Here is an 11,968-nt window from a genome sequence, read left to right on the forward strand (position 1 = left end):
GCTGGCTCAACTGGCAAAAGCAATCGCGATTTTTTCGTTATTTGTAATAATAATAGGTTGTATCATCAATGGGTTTATTGTTTAACACAACGCCAAGCAAATGAGCATTCGCCTTGACGAGGTTTTCTTTCGTTTTTTGCAACTGCTCCCTGTCCGTCTTGCCGCTTGATGTAACAATGATGGTACCATCGACTTTGTTGGCAAGGATTTGCGCATCGGCAACAGCCATGACAGGAGGCGTGTCCAAAATAACCATATCAAATTTTTCTCTTGCTTCTTGCAATACAAGCTCCATCATTTTGGAGTTTAACAATTCTGCCGGGTTAGGTGGGATCGGGCCGCAAGTCAACAGGGACACATTCTCGACGTTTGTTTCCTGAATCACATCGTCCTGCTTTTGTTGGCGTGTCAGCACATTCGTCAACCCACGGTTGTTCATGAGCCCAAATGTATAATGAGCCGTCGGCTTTCTCATATCTGCATCAATAAGCAAAACCGTTTGCCCATTTTGGGCGATGACAACGGCTAAGTTCGATGCGGTGGTTGACTTCCCTTCCCCAGGGCCGGCAGATGTGACAAGCAGCGATTTAATTTCCGTGTCAACTGCCGAATATTCAATGTTCGTCCGGATCGTACGGTATTGTTCAGTAATAGGTGAACGTCGATTTACATCGGCAATCAGTTGCCGTTTTTTCTGGACTGGCTTTTTCTTCGCGCGTGTTAGACGTGCCATAAGTCACCTGCTTCCTAAAATCTAAGACGTCTTTTTTGCAGCCGCATCAACGCTGTCCATATTGGAGACCGCGCCAAGCACAGGCAAATCAATGATGTTTTCGATGTCTTTTTCTGTTTTTATTGTTGTATCCAAGTATTCAAGCAAGAAGGCCAAACCGACTGCTGCCATAAGCCCGACAACAAAAGCAATCGCAATATTTAACAACGGTTTTGGGCTGACCGGCGTTGGGTCTTCTCCTATTTCTGCTTCCGACAGAATGCTCACATTGTCGATGCTCATAATATCGGGAATTTGCTCTTGAAATACAGTCGCAATGCTATTCGTCAAAAGTGTGGCATCAGCTGGACTTTCTGACTCGACCGTAATCGTCACCACCTGTGAGTTGCTCTGGCTGCCAACAGAAACGGCCGCTTCTAAATCGCCGTAAGTCATATCAAGCCCTTCAGCCTCAATGACTTCATTTAAAATTCTTGGACTTTTAATAATCTCGCTATATGTATCGATTAGTTCAAGATTGTTACGGACGACTTGCTGGTTTAGTTGCCCTTCTGGAACGGCCTGGTTCACAAGAAGCTGTGTAGACCGTTCGTACATAGGCGTCAGTACAAACGAGCTAATAATCGCGCTCACAAGCATAGCAAAGAACGGAATGGCCACAAGGAGCCGCCATCTTTGTTTCAATGTTTGAAAGATTTCTTTCAAACTTATGGTTTCTTCCATTTGTTTATATACCTCCTAGACGTCACTTCCCTGACTCTTTACGAATTATATCATAATTTGCAAAGAAATTACCCTGAAATCTAGCTTATCTCAAAGAAACTTTAGTCCTCCGTTATCTTACTTTTCCGTCAATTAGTAGGTCTTTAGCACCGTGACCCATAACCCGATTCTATTTATTTTATTTTTCACTTAAAAATACAAAAAGATAGGCTTGTGGAATGGTAGTAAATTAATTATCCTATTAAGAAAGTAGTTGCCTAATTCCATATCTTCAATTAGAAAGGCGTTATTCTTATTATGAAAAAGAAAACCGTTTTAAAAGTCATTGCCCTTCTTTTCGGGCTCCTGTTTCTGAGCGTGATTGGTTACGGTATCTATTTGTACAACGACATTCGCCATACAGCCAATGAAATGTATGACCCTCTTCCAAACCGCGAAGGCGCTTCTCCGCTTCGCCCCGCTAGCCTTCAAGTCGGAGAACCAATGTCGATTCTTCTCACTGGGGTGGATTTAACGGAAGGCCGCGAAGACGAAGTTGTTGGCCGAGCCGACTCGATTATGGTACTAACGTTAAACCCGGCAGAAGGGACAACGAAAATGCTTAGCATTCCTCGTGATACCCGAGCAGAGATTGTTGGCCGCGGCACGGTGGAGAAAATCAACCATGCCCATGCATATGGCGGCGCACAAATGCTGATTGATTCGATTGAAGAAGCGTATGGCATACCAATTGACCATTACGCTAGTATCAATATGGCTGGATTTGAACGTTTAATTGATGCTTTTGGTGGCATCACGGTTTACAATGATTTTGAGTTTGAGATGGATGGTTCTCATTTCCCAGAAGGAACGATTGAGTTAAACGGGGAAGAGGCGCTTAAGTACACACGTATGCGCTATGACGATCCTCGCGGTGATGCCGGACGAGCAAACCGACAACGAGACATTATTGACGCCCTCATGCAAGAGTCCGCCTCTCTCGGCTCGATTACAAAAGTCGGCGAGATTCTAGATGTGCTCGGCACCACTGTCCGGACAGATTTATCATTAGATGTCATGTGGGACTACCAGTCTGAATATCGCCCTGCTCTCGGTTCAACCGAACAAATCGAAGTTTCCTATACAGGGGAAACGATTGACGGCATTTGGTACGCCATTGTCAGCGACGAAGAAAAAGCCCGCGTGCGAAATGAAATGCTGTCACATTTGGGACTCGAATAAGTCGATTCCTTTATAGAAGGAGGGGATGGAATGCATCCATTAGCAAAAAAAGCATTCTCTTTACAAGCAGCTGGCAAGCTGGAAGCTTCGCAAGAAACATTTGCCGCTTTGCTTGCCGAGCAGCCCAATGACCCTCTTTCCCACTACTACTATGCATCTAGCCTGGATCGGCTAGGGAAAGAGCGCCAAGCTGTCCCTCATTATGAACAGGCGATTGCCTTAGGGTTATCAGGCGATGATTTAGAAGGCGCCCTTTTAGGCCTCGGCAGCACATACCGTGTACTTGGCGAGTATGGCAAGGCCGAAAAAACGTTAAGCAAAGGCTGCTCGCTCTTTCCGAACAGTAAACCACTGCAAGTCTTTTTAGCAATGGCTTTATACAACAACAGCAAGCACAGTGAAGCAATGGAACAGCTTTTGTATACCATTGCGGATACGACAAATGACACTGCCTTAAAGAGCTATGAAAAAGCGATTCGTTTTTACGCAGATAAACTTGATACAATCTGGGATCAGTAATGGCCAGATGCGCTCAAATGTAATCTCATTTGAGCGCATTTTTTTCTCTCATTCTTTTCGCCCGTAAGTGCATCCTTTTTGAAAAAAGGGATTTCCCTTGTGCTCTTTTTAGCTCAAAGGGGATTTCAAGTGGAAATCGTCTATTAATGAATTGAAGATTCTGATGAGAGTACAAAAAAACCGCCTAATTGGCGGCATTAGCCTTTAGTTTTATTTGTTTGCCTCAACTGACAAGCGTTTTGCCTGACAACTGATGTGGCAAGTTAATACTCGGTTTTTGTAGCCAGAGCTTCCCACATTTGGAACGGGCGCTTTTTCTCGTTTATCTCATACGCATAAAACGGAATTGTCCGCTCCTTATAAGGTTTTTCAATTTCTCTGTAAATAAACGCATCGTCAAATCCGACTGCTGCTGCGTCCTCTTGCGTTGCTGCAAAATAGACCGCCTTTGGCCGAGCCCAATAAATCGCACCCAAACACATCGGGCATGGCTCACAACTTGTGTAAAGCGTACATCCTTCAAGCTGAAAATCGTTAATTGTGTTGCACGCATCTCGAATTGCCACCACTTCTGCATGTGCCGTCGGGTCATTGTCATTCGTCACAGAGTTAGTGCCTTGGCCAATAATCGCTCCATTTGGGTCCACAATGATCGCCGCAAAAGGACCACCCCCGCTTTGAATGCTTTCAGCTGCTAGGTGAATCGTTTTGGCTAAATACATGGAATGATCCATCGTCGCCTCTCCTCTCTTTTTAATTTCTTTGTTAAGCAATTCAGATGGAACTTTTTTATATTACTAAAGAAGTGACTTTCTTATTTCTTAAATAAAAATAAGGAGATCTCTATTCCTCTTTTTGTTTAAAAAGGTTCATTCAACGTATTAAAAGGAAAATCTACATCTATAGTTGTTAAATTTCTATGCGCTTGTTTTTCTTACATAATTAACCGGTTGATTTTATCTTCTAGCTCTTTATGCGTATCAAACAACTCATTCTTCAGTTTGCTGTTCTGGAATGGTTCTTCTGAATAAAAAGGAGCAAACGATTGATTGATATACCTAGGTACAACATGCATATGAAAATGAGTTAGTTCACTAAAAACACCTCCATTTTGGCATATTGTAATTCCGTCTGGCTTATATAGTGCTTTTATAGCCTTGGATATAATCTGAGAAGTTTCAATTATTATATTTGCAGTTTTCCTATTTAACTGATCCAATTCTTCAAAGTGTTCTTTTGGCAATATTAGTACATGTCCTTTATTAAATGGATCGTGATCCAATATACAGGATACGAAATCATTTTCATAAACCTTATAAACAAACTCTATATTATTAGCTAATTTACACCCTAAACATTCAGCACTATCCATTTTTAACACCCATCCTTGTACAAAAGGATTTTTACTACATTCATTTTCCGAAAATGAAAACTCTATTCTTTTACTTTATGATCAATAAGTAAAAAGTCGTTCGTTCATTAGTTTCTCCCTTCTGTATATTTCCTTAAACGTTTCGTTTCAACTAATAGATCGAAGCAAATAATCAAGTCCTTGATTCAGATCGATATGAAAGGCCTGATTTAAATGTAAGAGACAATACCAGAGAAGACAACCAAGCCTTCGTCTATTCTTTCATGAACATGCAGGACATTCATAAAGCAACATCATTTTAAAGAACCCATTTCATCTGCCTATAATGCTCTTTTCAAGTATAATAACAGAAGAACTGCAATAAAACGTCTCAAAATAAGAAGCGGCCTTCTTGTACATCGTCGCCATGCATCAATTGTCCCCGAAAAAGAGCTGGATCGAGTATATTCTGCCCAGGAAGCTGCCGGCTTCGCCTCATTTGGTCTTTCAACTCTTCTTTTTGGTTTTTTGACCGATTTATTTGGCGCCCGTTTTATATTCGCGTTAGCCGCGGCGATTCTTCTTATTGGCGCATTGTATTGATTCAGCAAGCGAAAAGAACTCTATTTGCATCAGGTCGTTCAAACAGAAGAGCATGAATCAACTTAATTTCCTCATGAAACTTCAGGTTCGTTTGGCGCCCTCAATACTAAGCAAGGCTTCCCCTTACAAACGCGAGGAAGCCTTGTTGCTTTATAGGGGACGGGCGAACCTAGAGAGGCAGCTTGAATCGTTTTCCTTTCATCGGGATAAGCGTCCCTTTGTCTGAGTCGACGACTTCACTGGTTGACTTGAACATATACGTTTTTTGCCTCATGCCAATATTGAGAACAATGCCAATGGCAACCATATTCGTCATGAGCGCACTGCCTCCATAGCTAAGGAAAGGCAACGCTATGCCAGTGACAGGCATCAGCCCAATGGTCATGGCAATATTTTGGAAAATTTGAAACGTCAACATGCCAGCAATGCCCGCAATGATTGATGTTCCGTATAAGTCATTGCATGAGTGAGCGAGCATAATCAGGCGATAAATAAGTAGAAAATAGACGCAAATGACAACAGTCGAACCGAGAAAGCCAAATTCCTCCCCAATAACGGCAAAAATAAAATCGGTATGGAGTTCAGGCGTGGAAGCATTAGCGGCTTGGACACTATTTAAGAAGCCGCTTCCCGTCAATTGGCCGGAGCCAATGCCTCGTGTCGCATTTAATGTTTGCATTGCATAACCTGATGCATACTCCTCTGGGTATAGCCACCCGAGAATCCGCACAAGCTGGTGTTCTTCTAACACATATTTTGTAATCAGTTCAATATGGTTTAAAAGCAAATAATAAAGAAAAGCGATTCCTGCCCCTGCAAGTGCGGCCAAACTGGCTAGTACTTTATAGGAAACATTGGCCATAAGAATGGCAGTGGCAATGATGACAGCAAGGACAAGTGCGCTTCCCAAGTCTGGCTGCTTTAAGACAAGATAGAAAGGCGGGATCCCAAAAGCAGCAAGCCAGCCGAGCTTTTTTAAATCGGCTTTGAGCCCTTTTTCGGAATATCGTTGATTCAGCACGACGATTAAATGGGCAAGCGTGAGGACAAGAATGATTTTCATCACTTCTGAAGGCTGGTAAATCGGCGTGCCATTAATGCCAATCCAACGCGTGGCGCCTTTATTTTCAACCCCAAAAAATTGCACCCATAGCAACAAGATCATGCCAAAAGCAAAAATAGGAATCGTCAAGCGTTTTAAATATTCATAGTCTACTAGCATTACGACAACCATTAATACGAATCCGATTAAAAACCATTTTGCTTGCGAAAGGGCAAACACATGGCGATACTTTTCATAGTCTTCAGCACTGAAAAACTGGGTGGTTGTGCCTGCGTAAATGGCCATGATACTCAGACAACCTAACACAAACACGAGAAACAAGAGCGTATAGTCAATCCTATCGCGCCATGATTTTTCTTGCTCCATTGATCGATTCAGCCCCCGGGATTTTTCTTTTATTTTATCATGCTTTTTCCTCAAGATTGTTCGTTCTTTCTTCTATATTTTGTTTTTTGCATTTCTGGTATACTAGAGTGAATAACACTTACTTTGTATACCGTGGAGGGATACTATGTCCATTCTCGTTACAGGCGGTGCCGGCTACATTGGCAGCCACACTTGCGTTGAACTTTTAACAGAAGGCTATGACGTTATCATAGTTGATAATTTTTCCAACAGCGGACCTGATACGGTTAACCGCATTGAAGAAATTACTAGCAAAAAAGTGAAGACTTATGACATTAATTTGCTTGATTCCTCTCGTTTAGAAACGGTTTTCGCTGAAAACAACATTGAAGCGGTGATCCATTTTGCCGGTTTAAAAGCTGTCGGCGAATCGGTCGAAAAACCGCTTCATTATTATGAAACGAACATCGGCAGCACGATTCAATTATGCAAAACGATGGAAAAATATGGTGTATACAAACTCGTTTTCAGTTCATCAGCAACCGTGTACGGATTGCCTGAACAAGTTCCAATTGAAGAAAACGCGCCGTTAAAAGCCGTCAACCCTTACGGCAATACCAAAATCATTATTGAGGACATGCTACGTGATTTAGCGACTTCTAATAACAACTGGCGCATTTCACTGCTACGCTATTTTAACCCAATCGGCGCCCATAAAAGCGGCCTGATTGGCGAAGAGCCAAGCGGGATCCCAAATAATTTGATGCCTTATATTACCCAGGTTGCTGCCGGCGTGCGTGAACAACTGTCTGTTTTTGGCGATGATTACCCGACAAAAGATGGGACATGCATCCGCGACTACATCCATGTTGTTGACCTTGCTTTGGGCCACTTGCAAGCGCTCAAAAAAATCGAAACATATACAGGTGTGCAAGCATATAACTTGGGAACAGGCACTGGCTACAGCGTTCTTGAAGTGGTTGACGCCTTTGAAAAAGCGACTGGCATCACGATTCCGAAAAAAATCGGCCCCCGTCGTCCAGGTGATGCCCCTGTCAGCTATGCCGATCCCACGAAAGCAAGAACTGAACTTCAGTGGGAAGCAAAGCGGACGCTTATAGAAATGTGTGAAGACTCTTGGCGTTGGCAAGTCCACCGCAAAGCACAGCTTGAAAGCAAGTAAATAAAGGTCAATCGTTGTTAAATGGAAATGGAGCCTTTCATAGGGAAGGCTCCATTTCCAGATTGAACCAAACCGCCTCAACCGAAAATAGCTTGAATAACAAAACAGAGCAAGCTATTATCGATATTGACCGATATGCCTAGCAGCCTGTTGCTAAACGTAAATGCCCACACAAAAAGCTATGCTTTTCATACGTGTTTTCAATTGCCCGTATACACCCCGTGACTTCCGTTGAGACTAAGGATACACATTTGCAGCTTGCTTATTTCTGAAAGCGGGTATGGTAAGAAAGACGTTTGGAAAGGATCGTTTTTTGATGAACTCGTACACAAAAGGAGTCATTGCTTGTTTGGCGGTCGGCTTGCTTTTGTTTGTTGGCTTTGGCTATTCCATATATGAAGCTGTCTTACATGCCAACAACAACATGCATACCCCTCTTCATAGCAGAATCGACAACGGGGGCATTTCTGAAAAGCGGGAGGCCACCGCAGAGCCAGGCGAACCACTCGCCTTACTAATTGCCGGCATTGATAAAACCGCTGGATCCGGCTATGGCCGTTCAGATGCACTAATGGTAGCAACGGTCAATGCCAAAGCACAATCGGTTAAGCTTGTAAGCATCCCACGGGATACGAAAGTCCAGATTGCTGGCCGTAGCATGGCCGATAAGCTGAACCATGCCCATGCTTATGGAGGGCCTGATTTAATGGTGCAAACGGTTGAGGAGCTGCTTCATATTCCTATCGACCATTATATTGCCGTTGATATGGACGGCTTTGTTGATGTCATTAATACCCTTGGCGGTGTTTCCGTGGTTAATGAAAAAAGCTTCTCGATCGATGGATACGATTTCCCAAAAGGAACACTCTCACTGAATGGCGAAAAAGCCCTTGCTTATGTACGGATGCGTAAAGAGGACCCTGCCGGGGATGCAGGTCGGACAAGCCGTCAACGCGACGTCATGGAAAGCGCCATCACTAAAGGTTTGCAAGTTGGCAACTTGGCGAACATCCCTGCGTTTCTACAATCCCTTAGCGATGCCATCGAAACGGATTTGACACTTACAGAAATGCTCCATTATGTTTCTGCTTATCGCCCTGCCGCACAGTCGATTAAGCAGCTCGATGTGGCTTACCGTGAGGAGACAGTCGACGGCCTTTGGTTCGCGGTCTTGCCACAGGAAGAAGTAGAACGCATTGGCAATGAGTTGCGCACTCATTTAACAATTGATTAAACGCCATAAAACGAGGAGATAGCATGAATATTGACAAACAACCTAAACGTTACTCGTTTAAGACAGAAGCGGGAAAAACAGTGGGCGAATTAACCTTTTTTGAAGAAGACACCCATATGGTCATTGACCATACCTTTGTGGATCCTGATAGTCGTGGATCAGGCATTGGCGCAAAACTCGTCGCTTCTTTCGTAGCCGATATGAAAAAACAAGGCAAAAAAATCGATCCCATTTGCCCGTTTGCGAAAGCCGAGTTTGATAAACATCCTGAATACCAAGAGTTGGCGATTACATGATTTTCTCGTTCTAGTCTCTCTTTCGTGTTAGAATATGGGACAGTCAACAAATGATGATGGAGGAACAGTCAATGAGGATACACCCTTTTCTTCGCCGATCATTGCGAACATTAAGCGGTTTCGGCCTCTTTGCTGCTATATTGCTTTCTGGCTGCCAAGCCCCTGAAGCGAGCCCCGCTCCCAATAAGGACGATGTTTCCCAAGGCAATGATGCCTCTGAGGAACAACAGCCAGAGGAACAAGCGTTGACAGTTGTCAACGGGGATAAAACCGACATCCTTTCCGCTCGGGCAGCAACAGCTCCGTTTGATAAAACCTATTTAGTACCAGAGGGCTTTGAAGTCGTTGAAACAGCCAATATGCTAACTTTTGTGTCGGACCAAGATCCTTCTTTTCAAGTTTCCGTCAGCACGGAGCCGCTCCCTTCCGATAAAGATTGGACGTTGCGCCATGATTACACAACACTTGCTCTTCGTTCCAACGAAAGCGAGCCTGTGGAAATTGATACACATTGGTTTCCTGAGCTTGGTTTTGATTATTATTTGACCGTTGATGACAGCCATGGCATCGTTCATCGTCTTGTCCGCTTTGATGAAAAACGAGATCATATGTATGTAGCTGCGCTCTCTTTGCCTGCCGATTTAAGGGAACAGGACAGCGAAGCTTATGAAGAAGCGGTCAGCTTGTTCCACGCGATTCTCGTTTCTGCTAATCATGAAAGCGACAAAGGCGAGCATTCTATTGATGAGGACTTGGCTACCGTTCCTTTAGCTCAAAAATTAAGTGGCAAGCCTAGCGCCGAAGCAAACACGCCTGAAGAAAGCCTAGTTGCGGAAGTGCCATTCTTCTATGACGGGGAAGCCCATTCCGTTCTTGCCCATACCTTTGTGCTGTTTGACACACTTGAGATCCAATTGCCTGAAGGCTACCAAATGCGTCGTTTAGGGGACCAGTCTTATAGTTTTTGGAATGAACAAAACCAACTGTTTGCGCCGATTTCCATTATTATCGGCCTCGCCCATCCAGACGTACCTGCCGATATGCACATTAATGCGCTCCGTTCTGCACGCACAGAAATCAAGTGGCCGCTAACCGATGCTCTCGATTGGTATGATTACGCCTTCGCCGACGCGAACAGTGAAGATGAATTTAGCAGTATCACGCTCATTAAAGAACTGGCAGATGGTCGTATTCTTGATTTATCGGTCCACACAAGCGAACAAGCAATTGATTCCCTTGTCTTGGAACAACTTCTTGCCTGCCTTGCAACGGCTACAGAAAAGCAAACAGTGAAATAAAGCGAAAACATCAAGCTTCCCGACCGCTTCTTAGCACGGGGAGCTTTTTTGAACGGCTCATTTATAATGGCCGCCAATTTTTTGGCTTCTGTCTCGAAGCTGTGACGCTTTTTGCAACGAAGAAGCACGCTGGATCGCGAGCTTCCCATATTTTTGGCGGATGCCGTCCATCACATAACCAATCGTTGACAGACGATCTCTGCTCGCATTGTCGTCAAATAAGCTAAGCTGCCAATTTTGGTCACTTTGCAAGTTGCTCACACCTATGCTTAAACGGCGGATTGGATAACCGTCCCAAAACCGTTCAAGCAACGCGCACGCCGCTTCGTATACTTCCATTGTAATGTTGGTTTCAAAAGGAATCGTATACTGCCGGTGAAACCCACGTTTTTCAACGAAATCGGCACCATTGACACTTAGGGAAACCGTACTCCCCATCCAGCCATCCTGCCTCAAACGCGCGCATACTTCCTCGCATAACTCAAGCAACACGACACAAATGTCCTCCTTTTTCACATAGTCCCGAGGCAGCGTCATCCCATTTCCATACCCTTTACGACGGGCATGGGCGGCTCTTGTTACAGGTGAGTAATCTTCGCCATTGGCTGACATCCATAAAACTTGGCCATGGACGCCAAAACGTTTCTTTATCCGTGCGCCATCCGTTTGCGCCAGTTGACCAATCGTTCGAATCCCCATATTGCGAAGGTGGACGCTCATTTTCCGGCCAACGCCAAACAGTTTTTCAATCGGCAAGCACCACAAATCAAGATCAAGACTGTCTTTTCTAAGCCAATAAATCCCTTCACTGCTTTTCTTGGCAAAATTGTCGCATGCTAGTTTTGCCAATACTTTGTTTTCGCCGATGCCAACTCTTGCCTTTACGCCAAATCGGTCCATAATGGCTTGCTTCACTTTTTCTGCTATTTCATAAGGGGGGCCAAACAACTTTTGGCTCCCAGTCACATCCATAAACTGTTCATCAATCGAATAGGGCTCAACCAAATCGGTAAACGTGCCAAGAATTTTTGAAATTTGTAGGGAAATATCAACGTAGCGCTGCATATGTGGTTTCACAACAACTAAGTCTGGGCATTTTTGCTGCGCCTCAAATAAGCGCTCAGCATTTCGGACGCCCTTAGCCTTTGCTAATGGGCATGCCGCCAAAATGACGCCACTTCTCCGATTCACGTCCCCAGAAACGACAAGGGGGCGCCCATCGTACTGGGGATTGGCCGCATGTTCGATCGACGCATAAAACGATTCCATATCAACAAGAAAAATGACATTTGCCCGCTTCATGTTTGTTGCCCTCCCCTGTGTTCTGATTCTAGTATATGCGAATGTGCGTTCCCTATTCAAGAGAAAAAACGAATAGACGTTCGGTATTTTTTGCCAT

The 11,968-nt window shown here is 44.1% G+C and carries 12 protein-coding genes; 6 read left to right on the forward strand and 6 right to left on the reverse strand.

The features are described from left to right. Positions 1–37 precede the first annotated feature (37 nt). On the reverse strand, positions 38–733 hold the full coding sequence (locus V5G21_RS07650; RefSeq protein ID WP_011248649.1) for a CpsD/CapB family tyrosine-protein kinase: 696 nt from the start codon (positions 731–733) through the stop codon (positions 38–40). A gap of 21 nt (positions 734–754) precedes the next feature. Beyond that, positions 755–1,456, reverse strand: coding sequence for a YveK family protein (locus V5G21_RS07655; protein ID WP_011248650.1), 702 nt, complete (start codon positions 1,454–1,456; stop codon positions 755–757). A 297-nt stretch (positions 1,457–1,753) separates the two neighbouring features. Here V5G21_RS07655 and V5G21_RS07660 point away from each other — a divergent pair, with 297 nt between their 5' ends. Together V5G21_RS07660 and V5G21_RS07665 are read left to right on the forward strand one after the other, a co-directional pair. Continuing rightward, positions 1,754–2,677 (forward strand): LCP family protein, encoded by a 924-nt coding sequence (locus V5G21_RS07660; protein WP_035205986.1) that lies wholly within the window; start codon positions 1,754–1,756, stop codon positions 2,675–2,677. Between the two features lie 30 nt (positions 2,678–2,707). Continuing rightward, entirely contained in the window at positions 2,708–3,196 is a 489-nt protein-coding gene (locus V5G21_RS07665) for a tetratricopeptide repeat protein (protein WP_035205984.1), read from the forward strand. Positions 3,197–3,459: 263 nt separating this feature from the next. Here V5G21_RS07665 and V5G21_RS07670 read toward each other — a convergent pair whose 3' ends face one another. The 3 genes from V5G21_RS07670 to V5G21_RS07680 all read right to left on the reverse strand — a co-directional run bounded on the left by V5G21_RS07670 (position 3,460) and on the right by V5G21_RS07680 (position 6,579). Next, positions 3,460–3,930: a nucleoside deaminase gene (locus tag V5G21_RS07670; RefSeq protein ID WP_011248653.1), complete on the reverse strand. Its 471-nt coding sequence runs from the start codon at positions 3,928–3,930 to the stop codon at positions 3,460–3,462. Positions 3,931–4,130: 200 nt separating this feature from the next. After that, positions 4,131–4,568, reverse strand: a complete 438-nt coding sequence (locus V5G21_RS07675; RefSeq protein ID WP_035205982.1) for an HIT family protein — start codon at positions 4,566–4,568, stop codon at positions 4,131–4,133. A 751-nt stretch (positions 4,569–5,319) separates the two neighbouring features. Beyond that, the gene (locus V5G21_RS07680; protein WP_035205980.1) at positions 5,320–6,579 is read right to left on the reverse strand and encodes an FtsW/RodA/SpoVE family cell cycle protein; all 1,260 of its coding nucleotides are present in this window, start codon (positions 6,577–6,579) and stop codon (positions 5,320–5,322) included. Between the two features lie 145 nt (positions 6,580–6,724). Between V5G21_RS07680 and galE the strand changes: the two genes are divergently transcribed. The 4 genes from galE (at position 6,725) to V5G21_RS07700 (ending at position 10,569) form a co-directional block, all read left to right on the forward strand. Further along, positions 6,725–7,741: a UDP-glucose 4-epimerase GalE gene (galE, locus tag V5G21_RS07685; protein ID WP_011248656.1), complete on the forward strand. Its 1,017-nt coding sequence runs from the start codon at positions 6,725–6,727 to the stop codon at positions 7,739–7,741. Between the two features lie 316 nt (positions 7,742–8,057). Beyond that, positions 8,058–8,975 carry an LCP family protein gene (locus tag V5G21_RS07690; RefSeq protein ID WP_035206001.1) on the forward strand — a complete coding sequence of 306 codons (918 nt, stop codon included), beginning with the start codon at positions 8,058–8,060 and terminating at the stop codon, positions 8,973–8,975. A gap of 23 nt (positions 8,976–8,998) precedes the next feature. Beyond that, positions 8,999–9,271 (forward strand): GNAT family N-acetyltransferase, encoded by a 273-nt coding sequence (locus V5G21_RS07695; protein ID WP_011248658.1) that lies wholly within the window; start codon positions 8,999–9,001, stop codon positions 9,269–9,271. Between the two features lie 71 nt (positions 9,272–9,342). After that, entirely contained in the window at positions 9,343–10,569 is a 1,227-nt protein-coding gene (locus V5G21_RS07700) for a hypothetical protein (RefSeq protein WP_073304463.1), read from the forward strand. A gap of 57 nt (positions 10,570–10,626) precedes the next feature. On the opposite strand, the gene V5G21_RS07705 is transcribed toward V5G21_RS07700, so the two are convergent. After that, positions 10,627–11,871: a DNA polymerase IV gene (locus tag V5G21_RS07705; protein WP_011248660.1), complete on the reverse strand. Its 1,245-nt coding sequence runs from the start codon at positions 11,869–11,871 to the stop codon at positions 10,627–10,629. Positions 11,872–11,968 lie beyond the last annotated feature (97 nt).

This window comes from Shouchella rhizosphaerae (assembly GCF_036700015.1).
Lineage (GTDB): Bacteria > Bacillota > Bacilli > Bacillales > Bacillaceae_D > Shouchella > Shouchella rhizosphaerae.